The sequence below is a fragment of the Ciceribacter sp. T2.26MG-112.2 genome, from assembly GCF_900492205.1.
In the GTDB taxonomy this organism is placed as follows: domain Bacteria; phylum Pseudomonadota; class Alphaproteobacteria; order Rhizobiales; family Rhizobiaceae; genus Allorhizobium; species Allorhizobium naphthalenivorans_A.
Window position 1 is genome coordinate 1 of sequence record NZ_UEYQ01000043.1, and the last position, 14093, is coordinate 14093.

General features: G+C 61.3%; 17 protein-coding genes and 1 pseudogene. 10 read left to right on the plus strand and 8 right to left on the minus strand.

Features of this window, described 5'->3' with window-relative positions; translation table 11 throughout:
* Nucleotides 1-203: 203 nt before the first annotated feature.
* A complete protein-coding gene (locus tag DYZ14_RS23390) occupies nt 204-464 on the plus strand; it encodes a CopG family ribbon-helix-helix protein (protein WP_154722850.1) in 261 nt (86 codons plus the stop codon).
* Nucleotides 465-601: 137 nt separating this feature from the next.
* A complete protein-coding gene (locus DYZ14_RS23395; protein ID WP_154722851.1) occupies nt 602-1024 on the plus strand; it encodes a hypothetical protein in 423 nt (140 codons plus the stop codon).
* A 342-nt stretch (nt 1025-1366) separates the two neighbouring features.
* Here the strand turns inward: DYZ14_RS23395 and DYZ14_RS23400 are convergent.
* Nucleotides 1367-2353 (minus strand): annotated as a pseudogene (locus DYZ14_RS23400) (IS1595 family transposase); the annotation flags it as partial.
* Nucleotides 2354-2511: 158 nt separating this feature from the next.
* Here DYZ14_RS23400 and DYZ14_RS23405 point away from each other — a divergent pair.
* A complete protein-coding gene (locus DYZ14_RS23405; RefSeq protein ID WP_154722852.1) occupies nt 2512-2760 on the plus strand; it encodes a hypothetical protein in 249 nt (82 codons plus the stop codon).
* Between the two features lie 54 nt (nt 2761-2814).
* Here DYZ14_RS23405 and DYZ14_RS23410 read toward each other — a convergent pair whose 3' ends face one another.
* Nucleotides 2815-3555: a helix-turn-helix transcriptional regulator gene (locus DYZ14_RS23410; RefSeq protein ID WP_154722853.1), complete on the minus strand. Its 741-nt coding sequence runs from the start codon at nt 3553-3555 to the stop codon at nt 2815-2817.
* Nucleotides 3556-3965: 410 nt separating this feature from the next.
* Here DYZ14_RS23410 and sciP point away from each other — a divergent pair, with 410 nt between their 5' ends.
* Nucleotides 3966-4241, plus strand: coding sequence for a CtrA inhibitor SciP (sciP, locus tag DYZ14_RS23415; RefSeq protein WP_006725852.1), 276 nt, complete (start codon nt 3966-3968; stop codon nt 4239-4241).
* Between the two features lie 82 nt (nt 4242-4323).
* Here sciP and DYZ14_RS23420 read toward each other — a convergent pair whose 3' ends face one another.
* Nucleotides 4324-4782, minus strand: coding sequence for a paraquat-inducible protein A (locus tag DYZ14_RS23420; protein WP_154722854.1), 459 nt, complete (start codon nt 4780-4782; stop codon nt 4324-4326).
* A gap of 114 nt (nt 4783-4896) precedes the next feature.
* Between DYZ14_RS23420 and DYZ14_RS23425 the strand changes: the two genes are divergently transcribed.
* On the plus strand, nt 4897-5184 hold the full coding sequence (locus DYZ14_RS23425) for a GNAT family N-acetyltransferase (RefSeq protein WP_154722855.1): 288 nt from the start codon (nt 4897-4899) through the stop codon (nt 5182-5184).
* 119 nt (nt 5185-5303) lie between these two features.
* On the opposite strand, the gene DYZ14_RS23430 is transcribed toward DYZ14_RS23425, so the two are convergent.
* On the minus strand, nt 5304-5654 hold the full coding sequence (locus DYZ14_RS23430; RefSeq protein WP_115669599.1) for a flagellar export protein FliJ: 351 nt from the start codon (nt 5652-5654) through the stop codon (nt 5304-5306).
* Nucleotides 5655-6099: 445 nt separating this feature from the next.
* Here DYZ14_RS23430 and ctrA point away from each other — a divergent pair, with 445 nt between their 5' ends.
* On the plus strand, nt 6100-6801 hold the full coding sequence (gene ctrA / locus DYZ14_RS23435; protein WP_054148338.1) for a response regulator transcription factor CtrA: 702 nt from the start codon (nt 6100-6102) through the stop codon (nt 6799-6801).
* A 178-nt stretch (nt 6802-6979) separates the two neighbouring features.
* Here the strand turns inward: ctrA and DYZ14_RS23440 are convergent, their stop codons facing one another.
* Nucleotides 6980-7342 carry a response regulator gene (locus DYZ14_RS23440; RefSeq protein ID WP_115669600.1) on the minus strand — a complete coding sequence of 121 codons (363 nt, stop codon included), beginning with the start codon at nt 7340-7342 and terminating at the stop codon, nt 6980-6982.
* 172 nt (nt 7343-7514) lie between these two features.
* Entirely contained in the window at nt 7515-8171 is a 657-nt protein-coding gene (gene chpT / locus DYZ14_RS23445; RefSeq protein ID WP_115669601.1) for a histidine phosphotransferase ChpT, read from the minus strand.
* Between the two features lie 242 nt (nt 8172-8413).
* Here chpT and DYZ14_RS23450 point away from each other — a divergent pair, with 242 nt between their 5' ends.
* Together DYZ14_RS23450 and DYZ14_RS23455 are read left to right on the plus strand one after the other, a co-directional pair.
* A complete protein-coding gene (locus DYZ14_RS23450) occupies nt 8414-8950 on the plus strand; it encodes a DUF1134 domain-containing protein (protein ID WP_445292617.1) in 537 nt (178 codons plus the stop codon).
* Nucleotides 8951-9100: 150 nt separating this feature from the next.
* Nucleotides 9101-10300, plus strand: a complete 1200-nt coding sequence (locus DYZ14_RS23455) for a hypothetical protein (protein WP_154722857.1) — start codon at nt 9101-9103, stop codon at nt 10298-10300.
* 34 nt (nt 10301-10334) lie between these two features.
* On the opposite strand, the gene DYZ14_RS23460 is transcribed toward DYZ14_RS23455, so the two are convergent.
* Nucleotides 10335-11171: a TrmH family RNA methyltransferase gene (locus tag DYZ14_RS23460; protein ID WP_154722858.1), complete on the minus strand. Its 837-nt coding sequence runs from the start codon at nt 11169-11171 to the stop codon at nt 10335-10337.
* A 13-nt stretch (nt 11172-11184) separates the two neighbouring features.
* Nucleotides 11185-11571, minus strand: a complete 387-nt coding sequence (locus DYZ14_RS23465) for a hypothetical protein (protein WP_154722859.1) — start codon at nt 11569-11571, stop codon at nt 11185-11187.
* Nucleotides 11572-11750: 179 nt separating this feature from the next.
* On the opposite strand from DYZ14_RS23465, the gene DYZ14_RS23470 reads away from it, so the two are divergent.
* Together DYZ14_RS23470 and rpoH are read left to right on the plus strand one after the other, a co-directional pair.
* Nucleotides 11751-12776 carry an RluA family pseudouridine synthase gene (locus DYZ14_RS23470; RefSeq protein WP_154722860.1) on the plus strand — a complete coding sequence of 342 codons (1026 nt, stop codon included), beginning with the start codon at nt 11751-11753 and terminating at the stop codon, nt 12774-12776.
* A 200-nt stretch (nt 12777-12976) separates the two neighbouring features.
* Entirely contained in the window at nt 12977-13879 is a 903-nt protein-coding gene (gene rpoH, locus DYZ14_RS23475) for an RNA polymerase sigma factor RpoH (RefSeq protein WP_115669607.1), read from the plus strand.
* The last annotated feature ends 214 nt before the right edge of the window (nt 13880-14093 follow it).

Below are 14093 nucleotides of genomic sequence, written 5' to 3' on the forward strand. Positions count from 1 at the left end.
AAAGGCTTATCCCGTTCGTACAGGTGCATACCCGATGTTGTGTTGACTAGAAGCCGACTCACGGCCTCTTAAAACGATGATTACAGAAGTCGCTTGGGAAAGCGTGGCGTCGGCGCGATTACACACTTCAAACGGCAACAATGTTGACGTTTGAAGTGAAGCGTCTTACGTTGTCTTACGTATCACGGACTAGGAGAAGCTCGATGACTAAGTCGCAAGGATCAGAATCCGTAACGCTTCGCGTCCCCTCGGATGTCCTCGCGAGCATCAAGACAATCGCTGACGCAACGGACCGTTCGAGAAGCTACATCATCGTTCGGGCCCTGAGAACGTATCTCCTCAACGAGGGGGCGGATGTCTTGGCTGCGATCCGTGGACGGGATCAGATCGCGGCCGGTGAATTCGAGGACATCGACGATCTTATCGCTGATGTGGACAAAATCGTTGCCGGGCAGGCTGCATGACGCGGGTGGAAGACCGTTTTCAGGATCGCATGGGAACGACGAGCAAACGGCCGCGTTGACCTTTCGCATAATTTGGCTCGGTTGTTTCTTTCATGGGGATGCCATACATTCTCATTCAATAAGGTAGAGAGTGACCGATGTCCGAACATTCCGAATTTCAGAAACGCCTGATCAGCCAGCTTTCATCCGTCATTGACGGAATGAAAACGTTGAATGACCGTATTTCTGGCAACCTTGATGCCGTGGGCCGCTTCGAGGCGGAGTTTGCAAAACTGTCGCGTCAGAACAATCAGTTGAGAAGCGATGTTCTAGACGTGAAATCGGAACTGACTCAGTTTCGGGCTGAAGCGAGTCAACGGCTTCAAGCGCTCCTTCATCGAATGGACGAGATAGAGAACTTTGTTGATGGTAACTCGAACCATATCCGGGAGCTGCGCATCGAGATTCGAAGCCAGTACAACGACATTCTGACAGCGATTCAGGACGGGCTCCAGAACAGCATCGCATCCCGTGAACTGTCAGATCGCGTTGACGAACTGGAGCGCCGAGCAGGAATCTGACTTGAACTAGCTCGGAGCGTACTGACGGGCTCCTGTAATCTTTGATCCGACCTGGATGTGTCGCAGATACCCCTTGGCAATGTCCGCTGGATCAAGCGGCTGCGGATGGACGTAGCGGCGGGTGTTGCGCTCCTCGCCAGCCCGCCTTGGCGGTAGCGCTGGGCGTAGGGGCTTGCGGCGGAAATACCTGTGCCGCTCTTCGTCGCGTCGGATGTCATCCAGAGCGTCGAAGATGTCCATGCCGTTCTCGAAGGCGTACTTCTTGGCACGCTTCAGCCGCTCGGGATCGACCATCCCCAGCACCCGCTCGCGATGCTGCTCTTTCCATTTCCGCGTGTCGCCAACGATGCTGCGCCAGGTGACTGGGCCGATCTTCTGGCCAAGGCCGAGAAGGGTGTCGATGGATGTCTGGAAGCTGCGGCGGCGGTTCCAGCGGAAGACGAACTCGTTGCAGTAGATATCGACGTGTTTCTCCCGAAGCCCATGGTACGTGCCCATCGCCCAGCGCTTGAAGTTGGAGAAGATGCGGTGAACCCACTTCAACACGATGTGGGCTGGTAGCGCGTTCTTGGCACTCAGGTTATGCGCCTTGTGTTTCCGCTCTGGTGGCCGTTCGTAGGCGCTGTAGCCGTCGGTGATGATCTCCGTCCCTCGTGCGGTGTTGTCGTTGATGAAGCGTTGCAGCGTCTCGCGATCCGCCACCTGGACACGCTGCAACCGCATGCGACCTGGATAGTGTTTGTCGACGATCTCGACCGCCCCGACGAGGACCATCTTCCCTATGCGGCTGCGGCCTTGTCCTCCCGTGACCGGGTCCGTCTTCTTGCGGTATGGCACGTTGGTCTCGTCCATCTCGACGACGCCGCTCAACGGCCGCCGATCCGGATCGACCATCGCGCGACGGAGCTTGTGGAGAAGGAGCCAGGCGGACTTGTAGCTGGCGATGCCGAGCTTGGCCTGGAGCTGAAGGGCTGACATGCCGTTCGAGTGAGTGGCAACGAGGTAGGCGGCCAGGAACCACTTGCGCAAAGGCAGGTGCGTTCCGTGCATCACCGTTCCCGCGATCAGCGAGGTCTGGTGATGGCATCCCGTCCTCGTCCGTTCGCCGTTGGCATCCACCCGAGCACCCTGGCATTCCCAGACCCAGGGTCGTGCCTCAAGCCGCCAGGCACGATTCCCGCCGCACTTCGGGCATTTGAAGCCGCTTCGCCACCGCTTCTTCGCCAAGTACTCCGCACAGGCGAAATCATCGGCGAAGTCCGAGGTGAACTTCTCCAGCGATGGCGGCCGATCCTCGGCCCAACGGGTTGGAAACAGGCTTTCGCTCATCCTGCCCGTATAGCCGAGCAGGGGAGACACGTCATGCGTGAGAGCTAGATGTGGTTAACACCTGTGCGAACGGGATAAGCCTTTTTGACGATCTTCATCTGGCAGCGGGAGGATTTGTCCTCGGTGCAGCACTGGCGTCGGCTGAGGGGCACGCGCTGGTGGTTCCGACCGGCGGAACCTATCTCGTCACGCTCAACGTCGATGCCGAGACCTCGTCGGGCCATGGCGTGGCGCTTCGGCGAAACGACACGAGCGACATCATCGCCGTGAACGGCACGGCAGGTACGCAGTCCTCGACCGCGATCGCCACGCTTGTCCAGGGTGACACCCTGACGCTTCGCCATACCGGCACCGCGCAACTTCGGTTCGGTTACGGCCACACCGAAGTCTCGGCTTTCCTTTTGTAGCGTCGCTACAAAAGGAAAGCCGAACCGTCAGGGCAGCGATCGGTGACGTTCGGATCAGAGCAGGCGGAACCGGCAGGCGCGAGCCACCGCCTGCATGCGGTTGACCGAATCGAGCTTGCGCATCGCGCTCTTCAGATAGCTGACTACGGTGTGGCTCGAGATCGACAGAATAATGGCGATTTCGTCGCTGCTCTTGCCGGCGGCCGACCAACGCAGGCACTCGATCTCGCGCGCCGACAGCTTCTCGCGCGGTCCGTCCCGCTGGGCGATCCGGCTGGAACAGCTATCCAGCAGTTCGAGGCATTCGAAATAGAAGTTCGCGACATCCTGGCGATCCAGCTCCTCTCTCTCGCCCGAAAAGACGAAGAGATAATGGGCAAGGGCGCAATCGTGGATGGCGAAGGCAAGGCTGAAACCCATGCCGCAAGCGGCAAATGCACCGGCCAGATCGTGATCGGCCTCGTCATTTCTTTCACCGACGAACAGGCATTCGGCGGACTGGAACGGAACAATGCTCTGCTTCAGGCGCGCAACCAGCTTGCTCGCCGAGAACTGGTCGCCTGTGCGGTATCGCTCCTTCAGCTCGAGGGGCCAATTGCAGAACAGCGCATTCGCGGAAAATTCCGGCTTGTCGGCCTTCGGGAAGTTGCCGACGAAAAAATAATCGAAACCGTAGCGCCGCCCAAGCGCGGCAAACTGCCGGCCGAGGGGGCAAAGGCCCGCATCGTCGACCGGGACAGCGGAAACGCCCTTGCCTTCTTCTTCATGGCAGATCGACTCGGTCACCCTGAACATTGAGCTCCTTCCGACCGAAGCGATGCGGCCGCGTCTTTAAGTGTTGCGTATCGAACGAACATGTATGGAACGGTAGAGAACGGGGCTGGTGCCGATCTTTCGGTTCTCGCTCGGGCGGCTCATATTGAGTGCGCCTTGAGCTTGCGGCGGGAATAGATAGCCAATGACACCGTTGTCTTCGCGTGCTTTTACTACAGTTTTAAGATTAGAAAATTTCTAAATCAGCATAACTCCTATGCAGATGCCGCAAGTTTACGCAACGGCAGGCAAGGATGGCCCGCCACCGCCCCTTCGCACGACAGGTCGGCTCGCTAAAATAATTATCAAATGCTTACAACACGCTTAGGCAAATTTTAAAGGTGCGGGGCTAGGATGCGTCCGTGTGGTCTTGAGTATGTATAGAGAGTCCAATGACCGAAATGATCCGCCCCCGAGTGAAATACGTCATCGGCCCCGATGGCAGCCCGCTGACCATTGCCGATCTTCCGCCGGCCAATACGCGCCGTTGGGTGATCCGCCGGAAAGCCGAGGTTGTCGCCGCGGTGCGCGGCGGCCTGTTGAGCCTGGAAGAAGCCTGCGAGCGCTATACCCTGACGGTCGAGGAATTCCTCTCCTGGCAGTCCTCCATCAACGACCACGGCCTGCCGGGCCTGCGCACCACGCGCATCCAGCAATATCGCCACTGACGGGGAACTGGCGCGGCGGAAGCCGCCCAAACTCCACGACGATCCATGTGCGCGCGGGAAACCCTCCTTGCGCGCACGTTTGCTATTGCACCGCCCCCTGGCGCAGCAGATGGTGAAGCAATCCCGCCAGCACCGACGATGCCGCGTAGAACCAAAGGCCCGGCTGGGTGAAGGCTTCCGCAAGGCCGCTGGTCTTGGCCGCGAAGATGACGATCGCCACCAGCAGGACGTCCATCATCGACCACTTGGAGAGGAACGGCACGAGCGCATGCATTAGCCCTCCGCGCGCCCCTGCCCCCGAGACCGTAAACGCCTCCGCCGCGAGGCCGACGAGCTTGACCGCCGGAAAGGCGATCGAAAGCAGGCCGACCAGCAAGGCAAGCCCGCCATTGCCGTCCCGCCAGAGCGCGGCGACGATCTCCACCAGCGACGGATTGTCGACGAAGAAATAGAGCTTTTCAAAGCGCACCAGGGGCAGGACGACGCCCAGCGCGAAAAACATCGGCGCCAGCACCAGCAGGATCGCCTTCACCCAGATCATTCCTGCCGCTCCCGCGCGAATCACGCGGCCACCTCTTGCCCGCATGCTGCGCATCATTGCCGCGAAAACCCTCCGATGTTAAGCCATCGCTGTTTCTGCAGCGCGAGGGAAGCCATGCACATCACGAAGGAAGAGGCCGGATCGGGCGGTCGTTATGTCGGCCGATTCGTCGAAGGGGAAGAGCCGGCGGTCATGACTTATTCGCGGGCATCGCCGAGCCTCATCATCGTCGACCACACCGAAGTTCCCGAAAGCATGCGCGGCAAGGGTGCCGGCCAGGCGCTGGCGCTGTTTGCGATCGACGAAGCGCGCCGGGGCGGCTGGAAGATCATCCCGCTCTGCCCGTTCTTCCGCGCCCAGGCTGGGCGCAACCCCGAATGGGGCGACGTCATCAAGTTCTGATCGGCCGGATCGGCAGGGCACCGCCCGACACGTCTCGGCAAGACGAAATGGGCCGGCGGCCACGGAACCCGTCCGCGCCGCCGCCATGCCACATCCTCTTTTCTCGCCGGTCCGGGGCGCTAGGCCCGGATGCGCATCTGGCCGTCGCGCTCTTCGAGCGCAGCGGCCTTGGCATGTTCCGCCTCGGCCTCCTCCAGGCCGAGCTCGGCCGCCTCCTGCTGAACCTTGAGTTCTCGGATCGACACCTGGAGATTGTCGGCCCGCTGGCGGGCCGCCTTGGCAAAGGTTGGATAGGCGAAATGGTTCGGATCACTGATCCCGGACTTCTTCTCCTCGATGGCGATCTGGTTTTCCAGTTCCTTCGCCATCCGCTCGAACTCCGCCATCATTGATTGCAATTGTTGCAACTGCCGACGTTTTTCTGTGACCTGAAATCCTTTCAGGCGCACTAGGCTCTCACGCGACTTCATACGCAATACTCCCGTGATGCGAGACCCCCCGCCACACTGACTGACACAATGCCAAAGCCGATCTTCCGACGAATCATTCTCGAAAAAAAACGGCGGCGTTAACAAAAACCTACCTTTGGTAACCTTTCGTTTACGGGCATCGTTAATGATAGGTGAGATCATTTAAGGGTCAGTAAATGCCAGGGCCTTAAAAAGCTCATGACAATGATGAGTCAAATGAATCGGTTAGCGGGATTTTCTCGTAATCTGATTCAATTGTGGCGATGCCGGAAATGGATGAAAAATCAGGAGACTGGTATATTTGTTTAATAAATTCGATACACCTTGCCAGAAGGAATCAGAATTTGTTAACCATTTGGTGGCAGCCTTCAAATCAGGCAACGACTGGATCCGTATCGCGTAGGGGGCCAAGTACGACCTTTCGGCGGCGGTAAAGGGGATAAATATGCGGGTTCTACTCATCGAAGACGATAGCGCCACGGCGCAGAGCATCGAACTGATGCTCAAATCGGAGAGTTTCAACGTCTACACCACCGACCTCGGTGAAGAGGGCGTCGATCTCGGCAAGCTTTACGACTACGACATCATTCTGCTCGATCTCAACCTTCCGGACATGTCCGGCTACGAGGTCCTGCGCACGCTGCGTCTTTCCAAGGTCAAGACGCCGATTCTCATCCTCTCCGGCATGGCCGGCATCGAGGACAAGGTTCGCGGCCTCGGCTTCGGCGCCGACGACTACATGACCAAGCCGTTCCACAAGGACGAGCTGGTCGCACGCATCCATGCCATCGTCCGTCGGTCGAAGGGTCACGCCCAGTCGATCATCATCACCGGCGAACTGATCGTGAACCTCGATGCCAAGACCGTCGAAGTCGGCGGTCAGCGCGTTCACCTGACCGGCAAGGAATATCAGATGCTGGAGCTGCTTTCGCTCCGCAAGGGCACCACGCTCACCAAGGAAATGTTCCTCAACCACCTTTATGGCGGCATGGACGAACCGGAACTGAAGATCATCGACGTCTTCATCTGCAAGCTGCGCAAGAAGCTCGCAAACGCCGCAGGCGGCGCCAACTACATCGAGACCGTCTGGGGCCGCGGCTATGTGCTGCGCGAGCCGGATGGCGCCGAGTATATGGAAACCGCCTGATACCCGCACAGGCGCATCCCCCGCGCTGCATTCGACCTGCCCCTCACCGGGCAGGTTTTTTGTTTCTGCGGCACGTCCCCGCACCGCCGCCCTACCCGCCCATTCGTTGACACAAGCCCAAACGAAAGACGCCCCGTTTGTGCGGGGCGTCAAGGTCGATGCCGATCGTCAGGCAGCCTCAGGCGGCGATCGCCTTGTCGGTGAACATCTGGGTCAGGATCTTGCGATCGAACGGCTTCAACAGGAAGTCGTTGGCCCCGGCCCGCTTGCCGGCCATCATCGTCTTCAGGTCCGCCTCCACCACGCAATAATAGATCAGCACGCCCTTGCCTTCCGGCAGTGCGCGGACATTGGCGATGAGGTCGAGAGCACCCTCCAGGCCGGCATCGACGATGATGATATTGGGCAGTTCCGTCTCGCAGCGCATCAGCGCCTCGCGGGCGGTCGCAGCCTCGAGCACCAGGAAGCCGATTTCCGACAGGATCTTCTTGCCGACCTTGCGAACCACGTCGGAGCTATCGGCAATCATCAAGCGCTGCATCGTCAATTCCCCCGCCGAGCCCTTTTTCCATCATGGAAAATGCGGTCCATGGCCACAATGATAAACGCGTTCGACTAATGAAAGGTTACTGCAACCGAGGTCCGAAACGCAAAAGACGCGCCTTGGCGCGTCTTCAGACTGGCTCGTTCAAGAGGACGGATCTGGGAACCGGTCAGGGCGCCACCGCCTCGGATACCTCCGCCGTGAAGACGATCTCGTCATCGGTGGCGAAGTATTTCAGCTCCATGCCGCATTCGCTGGCCAGCAGCACGGTGTAGTAGGGCTGGATCGAATGGGCGTCGATCGCCTCCTCGATGGTGCCGCCGACGATCTCGGCGAACTTGGGCGGCACGCGCATCATCCGCCCCTTGGCGACGATCTTGAACTTGGCGTCATATTCCGGGTTTTCCAGCGTGATGTCGAGCTGACCGCCCCGCGGGATCGCGCCGTAGGCGACGAGAAACAGATTAAGCAGAAGCTTCACCCGATTCTTGGGTATGATCGCGCGCGGGCCGTTCCAGCTGACCTCGGTCTTCTTCTCGGCGGCGGCAAAGTCCTTGGCGGCCTTCTCGGCTTCGCCCGTGTCAATCGATGCCCCGACGGAGCCAGAGGCGCCAAAGGCGAGCCGGGCGAACTTCAGGCGGACCGAGGCGTTGAGCGCGCTGGTGCGAATGAGATCCATTGCATCGGCATCGGCACCGCCCTCGTCGAGCAGTTCGAGGCCGTTGTTGATCGCGCCGACCGGCGAGATCACGTCATGGCACACGCGGCTGCACAGCAAGGCCGCGAGGTCCGGACCGGCAAGGGTCAGATTGAGATTTTTCGGCATCGTCGCTCCTGAATATCGATCGCCAACACAAGGGCCGCGTGCGCTGAACGGGGCGCTCGGTATGATCGGATTCCTTTCGGCCATAATGACACCATATTTGGTAAACCGATTATTAATAGGATGCTCGCTAAATGGTATTACCCGCATTGGAGAGACCAATTGCACCGATTACGGATGGAGGAGACCCCATGCGCCAGATGACGACCCGCTATTTCGCCGCCCGCCGGATGGTCCTGGCGGCCATGCTTCTCTTCGTTGCCGGCCTTGGCATGGCTCCCACCCCGGCACGGGCCCAGGGCGAATACACGGCCCAGGAAATCGTCGACGCCGGTCACGGCTTCTTCGGCTCGACCAGCGGCGCGCTCGCCAGCGTGATCGAGAAGGCCTTCCAGAACTATGGCCTGCCGAACGGCTATATCCTCGGCCAGGAGGGTTCCGGCGCCTTCGTTGCCGGCCTCACCTATGGCGAGGGCCAGCTCAACACCAAGAATGCCGGCCAGCACGACGTGTTCTGGCAGGGCCCCTCGCTCGGCATCGACTATGGCGGCAATGGCACGCGCGTGATGATGCTGGTCTACGACCTGCCGTCGGTCGAAGCTCTTTTTGCCCGCTATGGCGGGGTCAGCGGTTCGGCCTACGTCGTGGCCGGCATCGGCATGACCGTGTTGAAAAGCAGCAACGTCGTTCTCGTGCCGATCCGCACCGGCGTCGGTGCCCGTCTCGGCGTCAATGTCGGCTACCTGAAGCTCACCCGCCAGCCGACCTGGAATCCCTTCTGAGTGAAACAGGCAGAGCCCCGCGCAAGCACTCGGTCCTCGTCTCGACGCGCGACAAATTCCTGATCCGCCGGCCGCGGCGCCGCTTGTCCTGACCGGCGGCGCGTGATTATTGGGTGTGGAAGATCGAAAAACCTAAAAAGTGGCTCTCCCGTGATCGAATACGCCCTGCTTCTTGGATTGGGTTTCCTCGCCGCCGCCCTGCTCGTAATGTTGGTGGCGCCGGCCATCCACAAGCGTATCGTGCTCTACACGGAGAACAGGCTGAAAGCGACGATGCCGCTCAGCCCGCAGGAGATCCGCGCCCAGAAGGACATGGTGCGCGCCGTCTACGCGGCGCAGAATGCCAGGACGACGCAGGAGCTGTTGCGTGAGCGGGAGGCCCTGGTCTCCGTTAAACTCGCCAATGAAACGCTCGCCCGCGAGGCCAGCCACCTCCTGGCCGACAACCAGGACCTCAAAGCGCAGATCAACGACATGAGCGTCGAGGCGGCCGACTTCCGCTCGAAGCTGCGACGCGCCGAGATCGAGGCCGACAATCTGAAGGAGGCGCTGCGGCGCACGGAAGAGACGGCCGCCGCCAAGGACCTCGAGATCACCGCGCTTGGCCGGCGCATCGAGCGCATGGCGGCCGACATGGACAATCTGAAGATCGAGCGGACGACCCGCGAAACCGAGATCGAGAATCTCAAGATGCGAATCCAGGCCCTGCGCGACGAGCGCGAGGAACTGCGCCGCGAAACCAAGATGGTCACCAAGCGGGCCAAGGATGCGGAAATCAGGCTCGCCCAGGAAGAGCACAAGCTGTTGCGGCTGGACGACCGGCTGGCGCGGGAAATAGCCGAGAATGTCGACAAGGCCGCGCTCGTCGAACGGCGCTCAAAGGAGATCGCCCGGTTGAAGGAGAGCGTGAAGACGGCGAACGGCAAGTTGCGCGCCGCCGCCAAGGCACTGCGCGCGGCAAACCTTCCGGTACCCGATTTCGAAGACAGCACGACAACGGTGCCCGAGGCACAGGAGACGGCCTCCCTGACCGCGCCGACGGGCGAAACAACGACTGCGACGGATCTGGCGGAGGAACTGCGCCACCGTCACACCGCCCTGACCGAACGGCTGATCAAGGCGAAGACCGCCACGAACGACAAGGCGCTGCGCGAGGAGATCGCCGACATCGCCGCCAAGATGATCGTTCTGACCGCAGCCCAGGAAGGCGAAGCCTCGCCCATCCCCGAGCTTCTGCGGGCGAAATCGGCGAAGGGACCGAGCAAGAGCCTGACACTTGCCGAGCGGGTACTGGCGATCGAGCCGTCGCTGGCAAGGGCTGCGCCGCCCCAAACGCCGCCGGCGGAATGACGCAAGAACGCTACGCACGTTTGCTCAAATTGCCTTAACCGGGCAAGCGCCCCATCGCCTTCGCCATGGCGTAGAGGGCTATTCCGCTGGCCGTTCCGACATTGAGACTGTCGAGACCCGGCATCTGCGCGATCCTAGCCGTGTGGAACCGCGTCAGGATCGCCTGCGGCAGCCCCTCGCCTTCCGTTCCCATCACCAGAGCCATGCGTCTCTCGGGCGCGATCTCTCCGATCTCGGCCTCACCGCCCGGCGACAGCGCCCAGATCGCGAAGCCTGCCTCGGCAAGCCGGCCGAGCAGCGCCTCGCTCGAGCCTTCCCGCGCATAGGGCATGGTCAGCACCGAGCCCACCGAAACGCGCAGCGCCTTGCGATAAAGAGGGTCGCAACAGGTTTCGTCGAGCAGCACCGCATCGGCGCCGAAGCCCGCGGCATTGCGGAACAGGGCGCCGATATTGTCATGGTTGGAAATACCGCAGCCGACCAGCACCAGCGCGTCTTGCGGCAACGCCTGGACCAGCGCATCGACCGATCCGCCGCCATCGCGCCGGCCGAGCGCCAGAACGCCGCGATGAAGGTGGAAGCCGGCAATCGCATCGAGCACCGGGGATTCCGCGACATAGACGGGCACGTCCTCGGGAAAGGCGGCGAGCAGATCGGCCACGCCCTCGACCCGATTGCGCAGCAGCAGCAACTTTTCCGCCCGGATGCCCCGGCCCGCACCATGGGCTGCGGCGAGCATTCGCAGGACCACTGTACCTTCGGCGATGAACCCGCCGGCCCGCCCGGTCAGGTCACGCTCGCGGATCTGCGAGAACTCGGCGATCCGCGGATCGGCCGGGTCCCCGATGGCAATCAGCTTGCGCTCGCTCATCGCCGATCCGAAATCAGTTGCCGGTGACGGTGACGTCGGCGATGATCCGGCCGACCGACAGGTCGAAAACCAGCGCCTTCCTGGTGCCGTCGGCCATCGTGCCGTAGAACAGGATCTGGTTGTTCGACAGGGCGGTCGAGCCAACCGTGAATCCAGTCGGCAGGCTGGCCGTCAGGTTGAGCGGCTGGTCGGCGGGAATGGCAAGTCCGGAGGCAGCCACCGGCTTCTCCGTGCCGTCCGGCCGGGTGACCTTGTAGACGATGGCCGCCAGCACGGCCATGAACATCAGCATCATGATGCCGCCGGACACCAGTTGCAGCTTGACCATCTTGCGGCGGACGCTCTCCATCGCCGGATCGAGCGGCTTCTCTTCCTGTTCGTCGTCGTCGAGATGAGCCATGGCTTTAACGTCTCTGTTCCTGAAGTCCGCAAGGTCTGGTCTTTTTCCCCGATGCGAACCATTGTTCAGGGAAAAACAGCCGTGAAACATGGCTGGCGATTGTCGAAGGCCAAAGTCTGTGCCAAGTGGCAGCAAAACCAATGAGCCGCAATACCGGTGGTTCTCACGCGGGATGACAGATGACCGACCCCTTTAACGAAGCCGAGAGGCCAAGAAAAGACCTGATTGCCGCAGATGACGCCGATGGACGCCTCGACGCCTGGCTGGCAGCGGCGCTGGAGGGTGAATTCTCGCGCAATCGCGTCAAGGCGCTGATCGAACAGGGGGCGGTCACCATCAACGACGTGGCCGTCACCGAGCCGAAGCGCAAGATCCGCCCCGGCGACCGCCTGTCGATCGTCCTGCCCGAGCCGGAAGATCCCGAACCCAAGGGCGAGGACATTCCGCTGGAGGTTCTCTACGAGGATGCCGACCTGATCGTCATCGCCAAGCCGCCCGGCCTCGTCGTCCATCCGGGCGCTGGAAACTGGACCGGCACGCTGGTCAATGCCCTCATTCACCATTGCGGCGACAGTCTGTCGGGCATCGGCGGCGTCAAGCGTCCGGGCATCGTCCACCGGCTCGACAAGGACACGTCCGGCGTCATGGTGGTCGCCAAGAACGACCTCGCCCACCGCCATCTCGCCGACCAGTTCGCCGACCATGGCCGCACCGGCCCGCTGGAGCGCGCCTATCAGGCGATCGTCTGGGGACGGCCCCGCGGCCTCACCGGCACGATCGACGCCCCGCTGGGCCGCGCCGGCGACCGCACCAAGCGCACGGTCAAGAAGGAATACACCGACGACGCGCGTGAGGCGATCACGCACTATCAGGTGCTCGAACGCTACGGCGAGAAGCCGGACGCGACCTGCCTCGCCTCGCTGGTCGAATGCCGGCTGGAAACCGGCCGCACCCACCAGATCCGCGTCCACATGGCGCATATCGGCCATCCGCTGATCGGCGACCAGGACTATGGCGCGGCCTTCAAGACCAAGGCCAACCTTTTGCCCGAGCCCGCCCAGACGACGGTGAAGGCCTTCCCCCGCCAGGCCCTGCACGCCTACCTGCTCGCCTTCGAGCATCCGACCACCGGCGAGACCATGCATTTCACCGCACCGATCCCGGCGGACATGCAGGAAATCATCGACGCGCTGCGGCAGTTGTAAGACCACTCCGGCGCCCCGACGGGCTGGGTATCGCCCCATTCTTCGCCCTTCCGGCGTCACGCGCTCGTGATCCGCGCCTACCCTTGTATCCGGGTTTTGCCACACTTATCTGTTAGCTGGGTTTCTGTGGGATTTTGGGAAATCCACGGGAATCAGGCTCGCCCATCTAAAGGGGAGCCGAACAGAGAAAGGGGTGCTTCATGGCCCGCAGTACATTGCCTAGCATTACCGCCGGCGAAGGCGGTCTCAACCGTTATCTCGACGAGATTCGCAAGTTCCCGATGCTGGAACCGCAGCAGGAATACATGCTCGCCAAGCGTTACGCCGAACATGGCGATCGCGACGCGGCCCATAAACTCGTCACCAGCCACCTGCGCCTCGTCGCCAAGATTGCCATGGGTTATCGCGGCTACGGCCTGCCGATCGGCGAAGTCGTGTCCGAAGGGAATGTCGGCCTGATGCAGGCGGTCAAGAAATTCGATCCCGAACGCGGCTTCCGTCTCGCCACCTATGCCATGTGGTGGATCAAGGCATCGATCCAGGAATATATCCTGCGCTCCTGGTCGCTGGTGAAGATGGGCACGACCGCCAACCAGAAGCGGCTGTTCTTCAACCTGCGCCGCCTTAAGGGCAAGATCCAGGCCATCGAGGAAGGCGACCTGAAGCCGGAACAGGTGACCGAGATCGCCACCAAGCTGAAGGTTTCCGAAGAAGAGGTCGTATCGATGAATCGTCGCCTGTCCGGCGACGCATCCCTCAACGCTCCGATCCGTGCCGCCGAAGGCGAGTCCGGTCAGTGGCAGGACTGGCTGGTTGACGACCATGAAAGCCAGGAAGCTGTCCTGATCGAACAGGACGAACTCGAGACCCGCCGCCGCATGTTGGCCAAGGCCATGAGCGTTCTGAACGACCGCGAACGCCGCATCTTCCAGGCGCGCCGCCTCGCCGAGGACCCGGTGACGCTCGAGGAATTGTCGGCCGAGTTCGACATCAGCCGCGAACGTGTCCGCCAGATCGAGGTCCGCGCCTTCGAAAAGGTGCAGGAAGCCGTGCAGAAGGAAGCACTGGAACGCGCTGCCGCACTTCGGGTCGTCGAGGCCTGACGCAGAGCCTCCAAGAACGGCCACACTGCCGCACGCTCGGCATACGGCCGGAACCATGACCGACCACACGAAAAAACCCGGATCTGCTGAACTGACCCCCGAAAGTTGGACACCCAACTTCGGGGGTTTTGCATGTCCAAATACAGCAGCACATTCAGGCAGGAGGTCGTCGCATATTATGGCGGCGGCGAGCATAGCTACCGGGAGGTCGGTC

What these genes read in the sequence shown, in the direction of transcription:
- DYZ14_RS23390 (WP_154722850.1), top strand. Translation starts at nt 204, where the DNA reads ATGACTAAGTCGCAAGGATCAGAATCCGTAACGCTTCGCGTCCCCTCG.
- DYZ14_RS23395 (WP_154722851.1), top strand. Translation starts at nt 602, where the DNA reads ATGTCCGAACATTCCGAATTTCAGAAACGCCTGATCAGCCAGCTTTCA.
- DYZ14_RS23410 (WP_154722853.1), bottom strand. Translation starts at nt 3,555, where the DNA reads ATGTTCAGGGTGACCGAGTCGATCTGCCATGAAGAAGAAGGCAAGGGC.
- sciP (WP_006725852.1), top strand. Translation starts at nt 3,966, where the DNA reads ATGACCGAAATGATCCGCCCCCGAGTGAAATACGTCATCGGCCCCGAT.
- DYZ14_RS23420 (WP_154722854.1), bottom strand. Translation starts at nt 4,782, where the DNA reads ATGATCTGGGTGAAGGCGATCCTGCTGGTGCTGGCGCCGATGTTTTTC.
- DYZ14_RS23425 (WP_154722855.1), top strand. Translation starts at nt 4,897, where the DNA reads ATGCACATCACGAAGGAAGAGGCCGGATCGGGCGGTCGTTATGTCGGC.
- DYZ14_RS23430 (WP_115669599.1), bottom strand. Translation starts at nt 5,654, where the DNA reads ATGAAGTCGCGTGAGAGCCTAGTGCGCCTGAAAGGATTTCAGGTCACA.
- ctrA (WP_054148338.1), top strand. Translation starts at nt 6,100, where the DNA reads ATGCGGGTTCTACTCATCGAAGACGATAGCGCCACGGCGCAGAGCATC.
- DYZ14_RS23440 (WP_115669600.1), bottom strand. Translation starts at nt 7,342, where the DNA reads ATGCAGCGCTTGATGATTGCCGATAGCTCCGACGTGGTTCGCAAGGTC.
- chpT (WP_115669601.1), bottom strand. Translation starts at nt 8,171, where the DNA reads ATGCCGAAAAATCTCAATCTGACCCTTGCCGGTCCGGACCTCGCGGCC.
- DYZ14_RS23450 (WP_445292617.1), top strand. Translation starts at nt 8,414, where the DNA reads ATGCTTCTCTTCGTTGCCGGCCTTGGCATGGCTCCCACCCCGGCACGG.
- DYZ14_RS23460 (WP_154722858.1), bottom strand. Translation starts at nt 11,171, where the DNA reads ATGAGCGAGCGCAAGCTGATTGCCATCGGGGACCCGGCCGATCCGCGG.
- DYZ14_RS23465 (WP_154722859.1), bottom strand. Translation starts at nt 11,571, where the DNA reads ATGGCTCATCTCGACGACGACGAACAGGAAGAGAAGCCGCTCGATCCG.
- DYZ14_RS23470 (WP_154722860.1), top strand. Translation starts at nt 11,751, where the DNA reads ATGACCGACCCCTTTAACGAAGCCGAGAGGCCAAGAAAAGACCTGATT.
- rpoH (WP_115669607.1), top strand. Translation starts at nt 12,977, where the DNA reads ATGGCCCGCAGTACATTGCCTAGCATTACCGCCGGCGAAGGCGGTCTC.